Source organism: Cupriavidus sp. HE11 (assembly GCF_056097175.1).
In genome coordinates, this window is the sequence record NZ_CP184464.1 from 2960062 (window position 1) to 2976867 (window position 16806).

17 protein-coding genes are annotated in these 16806 nt (G+C 64.6%); all 17 read left to right on the forward strand.

Features of this window, described 5'->3' with window-relative positions; all coding sequences use genetic code 11:
- Positions 1 to 56: 56 nt before the first annotated feature.
- Positions 57 to 524, forward strand: a complete 468-nt coding sequence (locus tag ACOABP_RS13740) for a DUF1178 family protein (RefSeq protein ID WP_474225606.1) — start codon at positions 57 to 59, stop codon at positions 522 to 524.
- A gap of 90 nt (positions 525 to 614) precedes the next feature.
- Positions 615 to 1817: an acyl-CoA dehydrogenase family protein gene (locus ACOABP_RS13745; RefSeq protein WP_474225607.1), complete on the forward strand. Its 1203-nt coding sequence runs from the start codon at positions 615 to 617 to the stop codon at positions 1815 to 1817.
- Positions 1818 to 1830: 13 nt separating this feature from the next.
- Positions 1831 to 2949 carry an acyl-CoA dehydrogenase family protein gene (locus ACOABP_RS13750; protein WP_474225608.1) on the forward strand — a complete coding sequence of 373 codons (1119 nt, stop codon included), beginning with the start codon at positions 1831 to 1833 and terminating at the stop codon, positions 2947 to 2949.
- Positions 2950 to 3013: 64 nt separating this feature from the next.
- The gene (locus tag ACOABP_RS13755; protein ID WP_474225609.1) at positions 3014 to 3466 is read left to right on the forward strand and encodes a MaoC family dehydratase; all 453 of its coding nucleotides are present in this window, start codon (positions 3014 to 3016) and stop codon (positions 3464 to 3466) included.
- 47 nt (positions 3467 to 3513) lie between these two features.
- Positions 3514 to 3987: a MaoC family dehydratase gene (locus ACOABP_RS13760; protein WP_474225611.1), complete on the forward strand. Its 474-nt coding sequence runs from the start codon at positions 3514 to 3516 to the stop codon at positions 3985 to 3987.
- 592 nt (positions 3988 to 4579) lie between these two features.
- Positions 4580 to 5548, forward strand: coding sequence for a ubiquinol oxidase subunit II (gene cyoA / locus ACOABP_RS13765; protein WP_082926532.1), 969 nt, complete (start codon positions 4580 to 4582; stop codon positions 5546 to 5548).
- Between the two features lie 8 nt (positions 5549 to 5556).
- The gene (gene cyoB, locus ACOABP_RS13770; protein WP_474227836.1) at positions 5557 to 7530 is read left to right on the forward strand and encodes a cytochrome o ubiquinol oxidase subunit I; all 1974 of its coding nucleotides are present in this window, start codon (positions 5557 to 5559) and stop codon (positions 7528 to 7530) included.
- 5 nt (positions 7531 to 7535) lie between these two features.
- Positions 7536 to 8180, forward strand: coding sequence for a cytochrome o ubiquinol oxidase subunit III (gene cyoC / locus ACOABP_RS13775; RefSeq protein WP_066738964.1), 645 nt, complete (start codon positions 7536 to 7538; stop codon positions 8178 to 8180).
- Positions 8181 to 8531, forward strand: coding sequence for a cytochrome o ubiquinol oxidase subunit IV (gene cyoD / locus ACOABP_RS13780; protein ID WP_474225613.1), 351 nt, complete (start codon positions 8181 to 8183; stop codon positions 8529 to 8531).
- A gap of 391 nt (positions 8532 to 8922) precedes the next feature.
- Positions 8923 to 10182 carry an urea ABC transporter substrate-binding protein gene (gene urtA, locus ACOABP_RS13785; protein ID WP_066738962.1) on the forward strand — a complete coding sequence of 420 codons (1260 nt, stop codon included), beginning with the start codon at positions 8923 to 8925 and terminating at the stop codon, positions 10180 to 10182.
- Between the two features lie 196 nt (positions 10183 to 10378).
- The gene (gene urtB, locus ACOABP_RS13790; RefSeq protein ID WP_474225614.1) at positions 10379 to 12013 is read left to right on the forward strand and encodes an urea ABC transporter permease subunit UrtB; all 1635 of its coding nucleotides are present in this window, start codon (positions 10379 to 10381) and stop codon (positions 12011 to 12013) included.
- A gap of 1 nt (position 12014) precedes the next feature.
- Entirely contained in the window at positions 12015 to 13214 is a 1200-nt protein-coding gene (gene urtC / locus ACOABP_RS13795) for an urea ABC transporter permease subunit UrtC (RefSeq protein ID WP_474225615.1), read from the forward strand.
- Complete coding sequence (gene urtD, locus ACOABP_RS13800; RefSeq protein WP_066738894.1) at positions 13211 to 14059, forward strand: urea ABC transporter ATP-binding protein UrtD; 849 nt, start codon at positions 13211 to 13213, stop codon at positions 14057 to 14059. The genes urtC and urtD overlap by 4 nt, the downstream gene beginning before the upstream one ends.
- A 2-nt stretch (positions 14060 to 14061) precedes the next feature.
- Complete coding sequence (gene urtE / locus ACOABP_RS13805; protein ID WP_066738893.1) at positions 14062 to 14754, forward strand: urea ABC transporter ATP-binding subunit UrtE; 693 nt, start codon at positions 14062 to 14064, stop codon at positions 14752 to 14754.
- Between the two features lie 103 nt (positions 14755 to 14857).
- Complete coding sequence (locus ACOABP_RS13810) at positions 14858 to 15739, forward strand: urease accessory protein UreD (protein WP_474225617.1); 882 nt, start codon at positions 14858 to 14860, stop codon at positions 15737 to 15739.
- Positions 15740 to 15794: 55 nt separating this feature from the next.
- The gene (locus ACOABP_RS13815; RefSeq protein ID WP_066738892.1) at positions 15795 to 16097 is read left to right on the forward strand and encodes an urease subunit gamma; all 303 of its coding nucleotides are present in this window, start codon (positions 15795 to 15797) and stop codon (positions 16095 to 16097) included.
- 45 nt (positions 16098 to 16142) lie between these two features.
- Positions 16143 to 16796, forward strand: coding sequence for a HupE/UreJ family protein (locus tag ACOABP_RS13820; RefSeq protein ID WP_474225618.1), 654 nt, complete (start codon positions 16143 to 16145; stop codon positions 16794 to 16796).
- The last annotated feature ends 10 nt before the right edge of the window (positions 16797 to 16806 follow it).

Consider the following 16806-nt stretch of genomic DNA (forward strand, 5'->3'; position numbering starts at 1 on the left):
ACCGTTCACAAAATTTCGATTCACGGCTAACATTGCCCCGACGGGCTGGAAAGATCATGAAGGTGCTCGACCTGCGCTGTGCGCAAGACCATCGTTTCGAGGGCTGGTTTGCCTCGGAGGAAGATGCGCAATCGCAGATTTCACGCGACCTCGTCCAATGCCCGGTCTGTGGCGACCATGCGGTCAGCCGCCTGCCCAGCGCGCCGCGCCTGAATCTCTCGGGTGCCACCGCGAAGCCGGCGCCGACGCAGGGCCGCGATGGCGAACCAGGCAAGGCCGAAGCCCAGCAGATGATGCAGGCGCTGCAGGCGCACTACCTGAAGGCCGTGCGGCAGGTGCTGGCACAGACCGAGGACGTGGGAGACCGCTTCGTGGAGGAAGCGCGGCGCATGCATTACGAGGAGGCGCCCGAACGCGGGATTCGCGGTTCGGCCACCGCCGAGGATGTGCAGGCACTGGCTGAAGAGGGCATCGACACCTTTCCGCTCATCGTGCCGGATGCATTGAAGCAGACGGCCCACTGAACAAGCATCCTGTGCCCGGTTTTACCAGCGCAGCGATGCGCAGGTAAAACAATCGGCCGGCGCCCGCCGGCACCACCTATGGAGACGGGCATGGATCTCAACTACTCGGCGGCGGACAACGCCTTCCGTCAGGAAGTGCGCAGCTGGCTCGAAGCCAACCTGCCGGCGGAAATCAGCGAAAAGGTGCTCAATCACCGCCGCCCCAACCGCGACGATCTGGTGCGCTGGCACAAGATCCTGGCCGGCAAGGGCTGGTCGGTGCCGCACTGGCCGGTGGAGTTCGGCGGTACGGGCTGGAACGCCACGCAACGCCATATCTGGGACGAGGAAAATGCCCGCGTCGGCGCGCCTGGCGTGCTGCCGTTCGGCGTGGCGATGGTCGCACCCGTGATCATGAAGTACGGCAACGCCGAGCAGAAGTCGTACTACCTGCCGCGTATCCTCGATTGCACCGACTGGTGGTGCCAGGGCTATTCCGAGCCCGGCTCGGGTTCCGACCTGGCGTCGCTGAAGACGCGCGCCGAACTGACGTCGGACGGCAAGCACTACATCGTGAACGGCCAGAAGACCTGGACCACGCTGGGCCAGCACGCCGACATGATCTTCTGCCTGGTGCGCACCGACCCCGAAGCCAAGAAGCAGGAAGGCATCTCGTTCCTGCTGATCGACATGAAGACGCCGGGCATCACCGTGCGCCCGATCATCATGCTCGACGAAGAGCACGAGGTGAACGAAGTCTTCTTCGACAACGTGCAGGTGCCGGTCGAGAACCGCGTGGGCGAAGAGAACCGCGGCTGGACCTATGCCAAGTACCTGTTGGGCCACGAGCGTACCGGCATTGCCCGCGTGGGCAATTCCAAGCGCGAACTGGGCTTCCTGAAGCGCGTGGCGCGTCAGCAGCAGAAGAACGGCAAGCCGCTGCTGGCCGATCCGGTGTTCGGTGCCAAGGTAGCCGCGCTGGAAATCGAGCTGATGGCGCTGGAAATCACGGTGCTGCGCGTGGTGTCGAGCGAAGCCGCCGGCAAGGGCCCTGGCCCCGAAGCGTCGATGCTCAAGATCAAGGGCACCGAGATCCAGCAGATGCTGACCGAGCTGATGGTGGAGGCCGTGGGCCCGTACGCCCAGCCGTTCGACACCGCCTACCTCGAGTGCGAGCACGAACATGCCGTGACCGGCTACGACGATGCCGCGCCGCTGGCCGCGTACTACTTCAACTACCGCAAGACGTCGATCTACGGTGGTTCCAACGAAATTCAAAAGAACATCATCAGCCAGATGATTCTGGGGCTGTGAGGAGACACGCAACATGAACTTCAATCTCAGCGACGAACAGAAGCAGCTGGCCGACGCGATTCGCCGTTTTGTCGAGAAGAGCTACGACTTCGAATCGCGCAAGAAGAACATCAAGACCGACGCCGGCTATGGCGAGCAGGCCTGGGGTGCCCTGGTGGAACTGGGCCTGACCGCGCTGCCGGTGCCGGAAGCGCAGGGCGGCTTCTCGGGCACGGCCGTCGACATGATGGTGGTGCAGCAGGAACTGGGCCGCGGCCTGGTTGTGGAGCCGTACTTCGCCACCGTGGTAACCGCGCATGCGCTGAAGCTGGCCGGTGGCCAGGAGGCGCTGCTGGAACAGGTGGCGGGCGGCGAGGTCAAGCTGGCCACGGCGTTCAACGAACCGCAGGCGCGCTACGAGCTGAACAACGTCACGGTGACGGCCAAGGGCGGCAAGCTCAACGGCCGCAAGGTGGTGGCGATCCATGGCGCCCAGGCTGACAAGCTGGTGGTGTCGGCCCGCACCAGCGGCGCCCAGTCCGATCGCGACGGCATCTCGCTGTTCCTGGTCGATACCAACGGTGCCGGCGTCAGCGTCAAGGACTACCGCACGATCGACAACCTGCGCGCCGCCGACGTGACGTTTGCCGACGCACCGGCCACGCTGCTGGGCGCCGAAGGCAAGGGCTTTGACGTGCTCGAAGCCACGGCCGACTACGCCGCTGTGCTGCTGTGCGCCGAGGCCGTGGGCGTGATGGACATGCTGAACGCCGCCACGCTCGAATACGCCAAGACGCGCCAGCAGTTCGGCGTGCCCATCGCGCGCTTCCAGGCGCTGCAGCACCGCATGGTGGAAATGTTCATCCATGCCGAGCAGTCGCGCTCGATTACGCTGCTGGCTGCTGCCCGCTTCGAGGAATCCACGCCGGAAGAACGCCGTCGCTACGTGTCGGCCGCCAAGGCGCGTGTGGGCCAGGCGGCTCGCTCGGTTGGCCAGGAGGCCGTGCAGATCCACGGCGGCATGGGTGTGACCGACGAACTGCCGGCCGCGCACATGTTCAAGCGGCTGACGCTGATCAACACGACGTTTGGCGACGTGGACCATCACCTGGGCCGCTTCGCGAACCAGCCGGGCTTCCAGGAAGCCGCCTGATCGTAGCGTTTGACCTGAACCGCGCCGGAGACCCCGAGCGCGGTTTTTTGCTTTGGAGCTCACGATGTCCAGCAAGATGTACTTCGAAGACTATGTCGTCGGCAGCGAGATCCCGCTCGGCAGCTACCACGTCACCGAGGAGGAGATCCTCACGTTTGCACGCCAGTACGACCCGCAGCCGTTCCATGTCGACAAGGCCGCAGCGGAAAGCAGCATCTACGGCGGGCTGATTTCAAGCGGCTGGATGACCTGCAGCATCATCATGCGGCTGCTGGTACAGTCGATGGGCGACCGCTCGACCAGCATGGGATCGCCGGGCGTGGACGAAGTCCGCTGGATCAAGCCGGTCTATGCCGGCGACACGCTGACCGCGGTGCTGAAGATCCTGGAGAAGCGTCCGTCGGGCTCGAAGCCCGACCGCGGCGTGGTGCTGACGCAGTGGGTCGGCACGAACCAGAAGGGCGAGGTGGTGTGCACGGTCAAGGGAATGGGCATGTACAAGCGCCGTCCGGCCTGATCAACACGGAACGAAGCAAGACGACAAGACAATAGGAGACAAGTCATATGCGCACCATTGCATCGCTGGAAGAACTGGAATCCCTCCAGGGCCAGGAAGTGGCCGTCAGCGACTGGTCCGAGATCACGCAGCAGCAGGTGAACCTGTTTGCCGAGGCGACCGGCGATCACCAGTGGATCCACGTCGACGTCGAGCGTGCCAGGCGGGAATCGCCGTTCGGCGCGCCGGTGGCGCATGGTTTTCTGACGCTGTCGCTGCTGCCGCAGTTCATGCAGAACGCGATCCATATGGAAGGCGTGAAGATGGGCGTCAACTACGGGCTGAACCGGGTACGGTTCACCTCGCCGGTGCCGGTCGGCAGCAAGCTGCGTGCGCGCGTGAAGCTGCTCAAGGTCGAGCGCCTGGACCCGATGCCGAACGGCCTGGTCGGTGCGCAATCGACGTGGGAAGTCACGATCGAGCGCGAGGGCAGCGACCGCCCGGTCTGCGTGGCGGAATCGATCAGCCGGCGCTACTCGTAGCGCGTGGCAGTGAGGCAGGACGGAGGGGCCGCTAGAACGCGGCCCCTTTCTTTTGTCCAGAAGATTCGCATGACAAATACGTTCACGGCGTGATCTGTTTCCTTTGTGCGACATCAAAAACATTGTCCGGTTAAAAGAACAGTGTTTCCGTTGTGTTTGGGTTTACCCGCAATGTTGCGTTGCGGTACATTCGCGGCCAACGATGTTTTAAGTAATGCGATATCCGCTCGGAGACCGTGCTCGCTGCGCTGGTGGGTTGGTCAAAAGCAGGCGGAAATCGCGTGAGCATCGTGACACAACGCTTGTCCCGGTGGCTGCTCCGAACCGGGAACGATCGCAGTTCAGGCAGTCGGTTACCTCAGCGCACGCTTCCGCCCCCGGCGTTTCGCGCACGCAGTCGTCAGTTGCTGTCCAGCCGCGCTCATGGCGTTGCCCGGCCGCATGGTCCGCCGGCGCTTGCTCGCCCCATCAACGCTTGCGCCAGCTTTGGACACGTCCCCGGTTTTTCCCAGCCCAGCCAGCCCGTTGCCTCGTGCAGCAGGCGGCAGTGCCTCGCTTGTGCACAGGCGTGGCGCAACCAGACCGTCGTGACATGAACACATCAACAATGCCGCGCCTGATGCGGTACCTGCCTTGCCTTGGCCTGCTCCTGCTGGCCGGCTGCGACTTCGCGCTGATGAACCCGAAAGGGCAAGTCGGCGTCGACATCAAGGGCATCATCCTGATCGCCACCTGGCTGATGCTGCTGGTCGTGGTGCCCGTGATCATCCTGACGATCGTGTTTGCGTGGAAGTATCGCGCCAGCAACACGTCGGCCACCTACGATCCCGACTGGTCGCACTCGACCAAGATCGAAGTCGTGGTCTGGCTGATCCCCTGCCTGATCATCATCGCGCTGGGCATCATCACCTGGAAGTCGTCGCACGATCTCGACCCCTACAAGCCGCTTGAGTCCAACGTCAAGCCGGTCCAGGTCGAGGCCGTGGCAATGAACTGGAAATGGCTGTTCATCTATCCGGAACTGAAGATCGCGACGGTCAACCAGCTGGCACTGCCGGTGAACACGCCGGTGAACTTCAAGATCACGTCGGATTCGATCATGAATTCGTTCTTCATCCCCCAACTGGGCAGTCAGGTGTACGCCATGGCCGGGATGGAGACCAAGCTGCACCTCATCGCCAATGAAGCCGGCACGTACGACGGCATGTCCGCCAACTACAGCGGCGGCGGCTTCTCGGGCATGAAATTCAAGACCATCGCCATGTCGAACTTCGAGTTCGACAAGTGGGTGGAGCAGGTGCGCGCGTCCAGCAAGCAGCTCGCCGCCGAGGACTACAAGGTCCTGGCCAAGCCGAGCGAAGCAGAACCGGTGACCTACTTCGGCAAGGTCGAAGACGGCCTGTTCACCGGCGTCCTGCATCAATACATGGGGCACGACGGCCGTGCCATGGCCCGCGAAGGTTTCGATGGCGGTCCGGTCTGCACGTCGCGTAACACGCTTGGCGAAGAGCGTGTATCCATGACCACGCCGGCCAAGCCGGCCGTGGGCGCGCAAATCTAGGAGCAATGATGTTTGGCAAATTGAGTTTGTCGGCGATTCCGTTTCATGAGCCGATCATCATGATCACGCTGAGCTGCGTGGCCCTTGGCGGGCTGGCGCTGCTTGGTGCGATCACGTATTTCAAGAAGTGGAACTACCTGTGGTCCGAGTGGATTACCTCGGTCGACCACAAGCGCATCGGCGTGATGTACTCGCTGGTGGCGCTGATCATGCTGCTGCGCGGCTTTGCCGACGCCATCATGATGCGTACCCAGCTGGCGGTTGCCACCAATGGCGCCACCGGCTTCCTGCCGCCCGAGCACTATGACCAGGTGTTCACGGCCCACGGCGTGATCATGATCTTCTTCGTGGCCATGCCGCTGATGACGGGCCTGATGAACCTCGTGGTGCCGCTGCAGATCGGCGCGCGCGACGTGGCATTCCCGTTCCTGAACACGCTGAGCTTCTGGCTGTTCGTGGCCGGCGCACTGCTGGTCAACGTTTCGCTGGGGGTTGGTGAATTCGCCCGTACCGGCTGGCTGGCCTATCCGCCGCTGTCGGGCCTGGACTACAGCCCGGGCGTGGGGGTGGACTACTACCTCTGGTCCTTGCAGATATCAGGGTTGGGCACGTTGCTGACCGGCGTGAACTTCCTGGTGACGATCCTGAAGATGCGCGCCCCGGGCATGACCCTGATGCGCATGCCGGTGTTCACGTGGACCATCTTCTGCACGAACGTGCTGATCGTGGCCGCCTTCCCGGTGCTGACGGTGTCGCTGGCCCTGCTGGGTCTGGACCGTTACTTCGACATGCACTTCTTCACGAACGACGGTGGCGGCAACGCCATGATGTACGTGAACCTGATCTGGATCTGGGGCCACCCCGAGGTCTACATCCTGGTGCTGCCGGCATTCGGTATCTTCTCGGAAATCATCGCCACGTTCTCGGGCAAGAAGCTGTTCGGCTACAAGTCGATGGTGTACGCAACGAGCGCGATCATGGTGCTGTCGTTCATCGTGTGGCTGCACCACTTCTTCACGATGGGCTCCGGCGCCAACGTGAACGCGTTCTTCGGCATCACGACGATGATCATCTCGATCCCGACGGGCGTGAAGATCTTCAACTGGCTGTTCACGATGTACCGTGGCCGCGTGCAGTTCACGTCGCCGGTGCTGTGGACGCTGGGCTTCATGATCACGTTCGTGATCGGCGGCATGACCGGCGTGCTGATGGCCGTGCCGGCAGCCGACTTCGTGCTGCATAACAGCCTGTTCCTGATCGCCCACTTCCACAACGTGATCATCGGCGGCGTGCTGTTTGGCTACCTGGCCGGCATCACCTACTGGTGGCCGAAGGCGTTCGGCTTCAAGCTGAACGAGCGTCTGGGCAAGTGCGCCTTCTGGTGCTGGATCGTTGGCTTCTACTTCGCCTTCATGCCGCTGTACGTGCTGGGCCTGATGGGCATGACCCGTCGTCTGAACCACACGAACAACCCGGAATGGACGCCCTGGCTGCATCTGGCCGTGGTGGGCGTGGTGTTCGTGGCGCTGGGCATCTTCTTCCAGGTGCTGCAGATCGTCGTGTCGATCCGTGACCGCAAGAAGCTGGCCGACGTGACGGGCGACCCTTGGGGTGGCCGTACGCTGGAATGGGCCGTGTCGTCGCCGCCGCCGTTCTACAACTTCGCGCACACCCCGGTGGTGCGTGACCTGGACGCGTTTGCCGACATGAAGGCTCGTGGCGAGAAGCTGCCGACCAGCGGTTTCGCGCAGATCCACATGCCGAAGAACACGGCTGCCGGCTTCTACATGGGTGCCTGGAGCCTGGCGCTGGGCTTCGCGCTGACCTGGCATATCTGGTGGCTGGCCGCCGTTGGCCTGGTGGGCATGGTGGTGGCGTTCATCCGTCGCGCCAACGATGACCACATCGACTACTACGTGCCGGCCGCCGAGGTCGAGCAGATCGAAACCCGCTACCAGCAGCGTGTGGCTGCACAGGGCTGATAACGATGTCGACAGAAGTTCTTGACCGCTTTGGGGCGCAAGCCCCCGCGCATGCGCACTCGCACGACGAGGCGCATGACCACGCCCATCACGACACCAGCGAGAACACCATCTTCGGTTTCTGGCTGTACCTGATGAGCGACTGCATCTTGTTCGCGTGCCTGTTCGCCGCGTTCGCCGTCCTGCGCGGCGAAGTGGCGGGTGGCCCGACGGGCAAGGAGCTGTTCGAGCTCAACTACGTGCTCGTGGAAACGGCAATCCTGCTGTTCTCGTCGATCACCTACGGCTTTGCCATGGTGTCGATGCAGAACCAGCAGCGTGGCCGCGTGATGTTCTGGCTGGCCGTGACGTTCCTGCTGGGTGCAGGCTTCATGGCGATGGAAATCAACGAGTTCGCGCACCTGATCCATGAAGGTGCCGGCCCGAGCCGCAGCGCCTTCCTGTCGTCGTTCTTCACGCTCGTGGGCACCCACGGCCTGCACGTGGCAAGCGGCATGGTCTGGATGCTCGTGCTGATGTACCAGCTGTCGAAGAAGGGCCTGACCCCGGTGGTGGCCAAGCGCCTGAACTGCCTCAGCCTGTTCTGGCACTTCCTGGACGTGGTCTGGATCGGTGTGTTCACCGTGGTCTACCTGATGGGAGCAATGTAAATGGCACAGCAACACGCAAGCGCCGCCCATGGCGCGTCGCACGGCCACAGCAGCGTCAAGTCGTATGTGATCGGCTTCGTGCTGGCGGTGATCCTGACCGTGATCCCGTTCAAGATCGTGATGGACGGCTCGATGGACCGCGCCACCACGCTCTGGATCATCCTGGGCATGGCCGTGGTACAGATCGTCGTGCACCTGAAGTACTTCCTGCACCTGGACGGCTCGGAAGGCCAGAAGTGGAACGTGATGGCTCTGCTGTTCACGGGCCTGATCCTGTTCATCGTGCTGGCCGGTTCGCTCTGGATCATGCACAACATGAACGCCAACATGATGCCGTGGATGAGCAAGTGACCGTCGTCACCGGTATCTGAAAGAAACGGGGCCCCAGCGGCCCCGTTTTTTATTGCGTTTTTCCCCCGCAGCCCCCCGATGGCGGCGGGGAGGGCGGGAACCTGCGTCCCCGTCCGGAATCTTGCCTCTGGTGCGCCGCGCACCGATCCCTTCCTGCCATGCACCGCATCGGGCCGATGCACGACGCCGGTGCATGCGTCCGTTCCGGGCACTCCGCAAGCTTGGCACCTTACTGGTGCGCCCCCGATCCGTCCCATCCGATTTGTCTCGCAGCCGTTGCCTGGCAACGGTTTGCGGGTATCGCCATTCTTGGCACGCTAGTTGCAGAAGCGTTACCCGGGGTGCGTAGTCCCTGACCACATACGACAAATTGGACAAAATGGGAGCTGCAATGAAACGACGTGACATGCTGAAGCTGTCGGCGGTAGCCGCCGCAGCGATGATCGGTACCAGCCCGCTGATGGCGCAGACGAAGGAACCGATCAAGGTCGGGATCCTGCATTCGCTGTCGGGCACCATGGCCATCTCCGAGACTTCGCTCAAGGACGTGGCGCTGATGACGATCGACGAGATCAACAAGAGCGGCGGCGTGCTGGGCCGCAAGCTTGAGCCGGTGGTGGTGGACCCCGCTTCCAACTGGCCGCTGTTCGCCGAGAAGGCCCGCCAGCTGATCACCAAGGACAAGGTTGCCGTCACGTTCGGCTGCTGGACGTCGGTGTCGCGCAAGTCGGTGCTGCCGGTCTATGAAGAGACCAACGCGCTGCTGTTCTACCCGGTGCAGTACGAAGGCGAGGAAATGTCCAAGAACGTGTTCTACACGGGCGCCGCGCCGAACCAGCAGGCCATCCCGGCCGTGGAATACCTGATGAGCAAGGAAGGCGGCGGTGCAAAGCGCTTCTTCCTGCTGGGCACCGATTACGTGTACCCGCGCACCACCAACAAGATCCTGCGCGCGTTCCTGAAGAGCAAGGGCGTCGCCGACAAGGACATCGAAGAGGTCTACACCCCGTTTGGTCATGCCGACTACCAGACCATCGTCGCCAACATCAAGAAGTTCTCGCAGGGCGGCAAGACCGCAGTGATCTCGACGATCAACGGCGATTCCAACGTGCCGTTCTACAAGGAACTGGGCAACGCCGGCCTGAAGGCCAAGGACGTGCCCGTGGTGGCTTTCTCGGTGGGTGAGGAAGAACTGCGCGGCATCGACACCAAGCCGCTGGTGGGCCACCTGGCCGCCTGGAACTACTTCATGTCGGTCAAGAACGGCGAGAACGACGCGTTCAAGAAGCAGTGGGCGGCGTGGGTCAAGGCCAACAACCTGCCCGGCGGCGACAAGCGCGTGACCAACGACCCGATGGAAGCCACCTACGTGGGTATCCACATGTGGGCCCAGGCCGTGAAGAAGGCCGGCACCACCGACGTGGACAAGGTGCGCGCCGCCATGTATGGCCAGACCTTCAAGGCACCGGACGGCTTCACGCTGACCATGGGCGACAACCATCACCTGTACAAGCCGGTGATGATCGGCGAAGTCAAGGGCGACGGTCAGTTCAACGTGGTCTGGAAGACGCCGAAGCCGATCCGCGCACAACCGTGGAGCCCGTTCATCGCGGGTAACGAAGGCAAGGCCGACAAGGTCGGCGGCAACTAAGCCGTTTGAGGCCCTCTCCCGCCGGCGGGAAGAGGGCGGGGGAGAGGGCAGGCGTCGGCTGATGCGACGCCGGCGTTTGGCCTGCCGGGCCCTCTCCCCCAACCCCTCTCCCGTTGCACGGGCGAAGGGAGCAAACAATGGGTGACTTCGAACAATCCAAAGACGCGAAACCATCGCGCCAAAACAAGACTCCTGAATGCACCGACCCATCCGATCATGGTTACGCGCCACGTTTGCCGCGTTGCTGCTGGCCGCTGCCCCGCTCTGGGCGGCCACGCCGCTGACGCAGGCCGACCTGAAGCCGCTGGCCGAAGACGACTTCGACGCCAAGACCGCCGCGCTCACCAAACTGACGCAGGCACCGGCAGAGCAGGCCGGCCCGATCCTGAAGGCGCTGCAGGACGATGCGCTGCAGTACGAGCCGTCGGTCGGCATGGTGCGCCAGGACGGTGACAAGTATCTCGATGCAATCAGCGGCAAGGCCGTCGCCGTGAAAAGCGACGCGCTGGAATCGCTGACGCTGAACAACAGCCTGCGCACCATCGTGGATAGCGCCGCCAGCAGCCTGCTGCTGCAGTCGCCGGACATCGCGGTGCGCACGCAGGCCATCAACACGCTGTTCGACCAGCCCGGGAACGCGTCGCGCGACGCCGTGGAAGCTGCCCGCAAGGCCGAGGCCGATGCCGGGCTGAGGGGGCGCCTGGATGTGATCTGGGCGAATACCGTGCTGGCGCAGGGCACCGAGGCCACGCGTGACGCCCGGCTCGATGCCATCCGCATCCTGGGCGCCGACAGCAATCCGCAATCGCGCCAGAAGCTGATACCGCTGCTGGAAAAGGACGATGCCGGCAAGTACAAGGAAGCCGACGAAGACGTGCGCGTGGCCGCCCAGAAGGCCATCGACCAGCTGCGCAGCGAACAGCGCCGCGCCGAACTGCTGGGCAACCTGTTCGCGGGCCTGAGCCTGGGCAGCGTGCTGCTGCTGGCTGCTCTGGGCCTGGCGATCACATACGGGCTGATCGGCGTCATCAACATGGCGCACGGTGAATTCCTGATGATCGGCGCCTATGCCACGTACGTGGTGCAGACGCTGTTCCGTGCCTATGCCCCGAATGCGTTCGACTGGTACCTGGTGGCGGCCCTGCCGGCGTCGTTCCTGGCGGCCGGCGTGGTCGGCTTTGCGCTGGAGCGGATCGTGCTGCGACACCTGTACGGCCGTCCGCTGGAAACGCTGCTGGCCACGTTCGGTATCAGCCTGCTGCTGATGCAGGCCGTGCGTACGATCTTCGGTGCCCAGAACGTGGAAGTGGCCAATCCCGTGTGGATGAGCGGCGGCTTCGATGCCATGGCAGGGCTGGTGATCCCGTACAACCGCGTGGTCATCATCCTGTTCGCGCTGGCAGTGGTGGCCGTGGCGTGGGCCGTGCTGAACCGCACGCGGCTGGGCCTGTTCGTGCGCGCCACGACGCAGAACCGCACCATGGCGGCCTGCGTGGGCGTGCGCACGTGGAAGGTGGACAGCTACGCGTTTGCCTTCGGTGCCGGCATCGCCGGGCTGGGCGGCTGCGCGCTGTCGCAGATCGGCAATGTGGGCCCCGACCTGGGGCAGGCGTACATCATCGATTCGTTCATGGTCGTGGTGCTCGGCGGGGTGGGGCAACTGGCCGGCACCATCGTCGGGGCGTTCGGCCTCGGCATCATCAACAAGTTCATCGAGCCGTTCTACGGCGCGGTGCTGGCCAAGATCTTCGTCCTCGTGCTGATCGTGCTGTTTATCCAGAAACGGCCGCAGGGACTTTTCGCGCTCAAGGGGCGCAGCGCGGAGGCCTGACATGAGCAGCTTTTCTTCTTCATCCCGCAAGGCGTTCAAGCTGTCGGTGCCGGAGCGCCAGCCGCTGTTCTCGGGTCGCGTATGGACGCTGCTGGTGCTGCTGACCGTGGTTGTCGCCATTGGCGTGCCAGTCTGCGCGCTGGTGTTGCCGGAGACCCATCCGATGCACCTGTCGGCCTACGCGCTGACGCTGTTCGGCAAGATCATGTGCTTTGCGCTGGCCGCCATCGCGCTGGACCTGGTGTGGGGCTACTGCGGCATCCTGAGCCTGGGCCACGGTCTGTTCTTCGCGCTGGGGGGCTATGCGATGGGCATGTACCTGATGCGCTCGATCGGCCGCGAGGGCGTCTACAAGAGCGACCTGCCCGACTTCATGGTGTTCCTGGACTGGAAGGAACTGCCGTGGTTCTGGCACGGCACCGAACACCTGCCGTATGCGCTGCTGCTGGTGGTGCTGCTGCCCGGTGTGCTGGCGTGGCTGTTCGGTTTCTTCGCGTTCCGCTCGCGCATCAAGGGTGTGTACCTGTCGATCATCACGCAGGCCATGACCTATGCCGCGATGCTGCTGTTCTTCCGCAACGAGACGGGCTTCGGCGGCAACAACGGTTTTACCGACTTCAAGCGCATCGCCGGCTTTGCCGTGGCCGCGCCGCAGACCCGCACGGCCCTGTTCGTGCTGACGTTCCTGGCGCTGGTGGCCGGGTTCATTGCCTGCCGCTACATCGTCACGTCGAAGCTGGGCCGCGTGGTGACCGCCGTGCGCGATGCCGAAACGCGCGTGATGTTCTCGGGCTACAACCCGCTGGGCTACAAGCTGTTCGTGTGGACGTTCTCGGCCGTGCTGTGCGGCATTGCCGGCGCGTTGTACGTGCCGCAGGTGGGCATCATCAACCCGGGCGAGATGTCGCCGGCGAACTCGATCGAAATGGCCGTGTGGGTGGCCGTGGGTGGCCGCGGCACGCTGATCGGGCCCATCGTCGGCGCGTTCCTGGTGAACGGTGCCAAGACCATGTTCACGGCGTACTTTGCCGAGTACTGGCTGTTCCTGCTGGGCGCGATGTTCGTACTCGTGACGCTGTACCTGCCCGACGGCGTGGTTGGCCTGGTGCGCCGCCTGCGCGGCCAGCGAACCGCCGCGGAAAATATCGAGGCGGCCACCGATGAGCCGGTGGTGGCGCCGCAACAAGGGAGCAACGCATGAACGCCGCGCTGGGACTGCAACAGGCCGAGAACGGAGACGCCACCGGCCTGGGCCGCATCGTCGAACCCGGGGTTATCGACACCACGCACGGCCCCATCCTCTATGTCGAAGACCTGACCGTGCAGTTCGACGGTTTCCGCGCGCTGAACAAGCTGTCGCTGTCGATCGACCACGGCGAGCTGCGCTGCGTGATCGGCCCGAACGGCGCCGGCAAGACGACGATGATGGACGTCATCACCGGCAAGACCGGTCCGCGCAACGCCAACGTGACGGGACGGGTGTTCCTGGGCCAGACCATCGACCTGATGCGCATGACCGAGCCGAAGATCGCCCAGACCGGCATCGGCCGCAAGTTCCAGAAGCCCACCGTGTTCGAACAGCACGCGGTGTGGGAAAACCTGGAACTGGCGATGAAGGCCGACAAGCGCTGGTGGTCGTCGCTGCGTGCGCGGCTGACCGGCGAGGGCCATCGCCGTATCGAGGAAACGCTGGCGCTGACCGGCCTGGAAGACGAGGCCTACCGGCCCGCCGGACTGCTGTCGCACGGCCAGAAGCAGCGGCTGGAGATCGGCATGCTGCTGATGCAGCAGCCGCAACTGCTGCTGCTCGACGAGCCGGTGGCCGGCATGACCGACGAGGAAACCATGCAGCTTGCGGCGCTGCTCAACAGCCTGCGCGGCAGCTGCTCGATGATGGTGGTGGAGCACGACATGGAGTTCGTGGCCGCACTGGCTGGCGATGCCGGCCGCGTGACCGTGCTGGCCGAAGGCAGCCTGCTGGCCGAGGGCACGCTCGATGCCGTCAAGCGCGACGAGCGCGTGATCGAATCCTACCTGGGAAGATAACCATGCTGCAGGTCAATGCACTGAACCAGTACTACGGCGGCAGCCATATCCTGCGCAACGTGTCGTTCGAAGTGCCGCACGGCAAGCTGACCACGCTGCTGGGCCGCAACGGCGTGGGCAAGAGCACGCTGCTCAAATGCCTGATGGGCGTGGTGCCCACGCGCAGCGGCAGCGTTAGCTGGGACGGCAAGGCGCTGGAGAAAAAGGCGCCATACGAGCGCGTGTCGGCCGGTCTGGCCTACGTGCCGCAGGGCCGCGAGATCTTCCCGCGCCTGACTGTCGAGGAAAACCTGCTGATCGGTGCCGCCAGCCGCGGCAAGCCCGCCGGCGTGCCCGACCGCATCTACGAGCTGTTCCCGGTGCTGCGCACCATGCGCCAGCGCCGGGGCGGCGACCTGTCGGGCGGTCAGCAGCAACAGCTGGCGATTGGCCGCGCGCTGATGAGCGAGCCCCAGCTGCTGATCCTGGACGAACCAACCGAAGGCATCCAGCCGTCGATCATCCAGGACATCGGCCGCGCGCTGCGCCTGCTGGTGGACGAGTTCGGCATGACCGTGCTGCTGGTGGAGCAGTACTACGAATTCGCGCGTCATCTGGCCGATCACTACGTGGTGATGAGCCGCGGTGAAGTGGTGGCGAAGGGCGCGGGCGCGACGATGGAGCAGGACGGCGTGCGGGAACTGATCGCGGTGTGATGTCCCACTGTGGCGTGCGTGCTGCGTCACCTTCCGGTGACGACAGCCGCGCGCTATGATCTGCGGCATACCTCCGCGCGCCCCCGCGCCTGCCTTTTTCATCATGCGTCATCCAGATTTTCCTTCGTCGCTCGCCATGCCCGTTGCATGGCATGCCCGCCTGCGCCTGCGCTTTGCCGAGCGCGCGGGCCGTACCGCCATGGTCGAGCGCCGGCACGAGGGGCCGCTGCGGGTGCAGAAGCCGCTCTACCCGGAAGGTGCGATCTGCCATGGCGTGGTGCTGCACCCGCCGGCCGGCGTGGCCGGCGGCGACCTGCTCGATATCGACATTGCCGTCGAGGCTGGCGCGCATGCCGTGCTGGCAACGCCCGGCGCCACCAAGTGGTACAAGTCGCAGGGCCGCGACGCCGCGCAGCAGGTGCGTATCGACGTGGCCGAAGGCGCCAGGCTGGACTGGCTGCCGCAGGAAAACATCGTGTTCGACGATGCCCGCGCGCGCATTGCCACCGACGTGGTGGTGGCGCCCGGCGGCAGCGCCATCGGCTGGGACGCCGTGGTGCTGGGCCGGCTGGCATCGGGCGAGCATTGGTCCCGGGGCTCGCTGTGGCTGGATACGCGCATTGCCAGCCCGGATCGCGCATTGTGGATCGAGCAGTCGCATTTCGACGCCGCGTCGCCGTTGCGCGGCGCGCTGGCCGGCATGGACGGCCTGCCCATCCTCGGCACGCTGTGGGCCGTGGGGCAGGGCGCCACGCAGGAACTGGCCGAGTCGCTGGCCGAGCGGTTGCCGTACCGCCCGGACCTGCGTGCCGGCGTGACCTGCCTGGCGGGACGCGGGCAGCCGGCAAGCCAGTCGATGCTGCTGCTGCGCGTGCTGGGCCGCGACATGGAAGTGGTGCGCCACCTGATGATCGATTGCTGGAACGCCCTGCGCATGCCGATACATGGCGTGCCGGCCCGGCCGCTGCGGCTCTGGGCCACCTGAACGACGCTTACGCCGACGCACAACGCCAACAAGAACACCAGAACGGAAAGCCAACATGGAACTGACTCCGCGCGAGAAAGACAAGCTGCTGATCTTCACCGCCGCACTGCTGGCCGAGCGCCGCCGGGCGCGCGGGCTCAAGCTCAACTACCCCGAGGCGGTGGCGCTGATCACGGCCGCCATCATGGAAGGCGCGCGCGATGGCCGCACCGTGGCCGAACTGATGCACGAAGGCACCACGGTGCTGCGGCGCGAGGACGTCATGGACGGCGTGGCCGAGATGATTCCGGAAATCCAGGTGGAGGCTACGTTTCCGGACGGCACCAAGCTGGTCACCGTGCACCATCCGATCGTCTGAATCCGATCACCGAACCGAACGCTCAACAAGAAGAGGACCAACCCTATGCACCGCCCGACCTTTGCACGCCCGACTCTCGCCCGCGTCATGACTGGCGCCACGCTCTCGCTGGCAGCCGCTTCGGCCTTTGCCCACCCCGGCCACGATGCCGCCACGGTCGGCGCCAGCCTGTTCGCTGGCCTGGCGCACCCGTTCACGGGCGCCGATCACCTGCTGGCGATGGCTGCCGTGGGCGTCTGGAGCGCGCTGATCGCCGCGCCGAAGAGCGCCTTCGCCCAGGGCACATCGAAGCTGGACATGCTGCGCCTGCCGCTGGCCTTCGTCGTCATGATGCTGGTTGGCGCGGCGCTGGGACTGACCGGCGTGACGCTGCCGGCCGTGGAGCCGATGATCGCCGTCTCGCTGCTGGTGATCGGTCTGCTGGTGGCTGCGCGCGCCCGGCTGTCGGCGCTGTCCGGCATGGCAATCGTCGGTGGCTTCGCGCTGTTCCACGGCTATGCGCACGGGGCAGAGCTGCCGGCCACCGCCGCGGCGCTGCCTGGCGTGCTGGCCTATGTCGGCGGCTTTGCTGTCAGCACGATGACGCTGCACGTGATGGGTATCGGCGCGGGCGCGTTCCTGCGTCGCCATGCGGGCTGGATGGCGCGCGTGGCCGGGGCTGGCGTGGCGCTGTATGGCGTCGGCCTGCTGGTGGCCTGAAGTCCGTAAA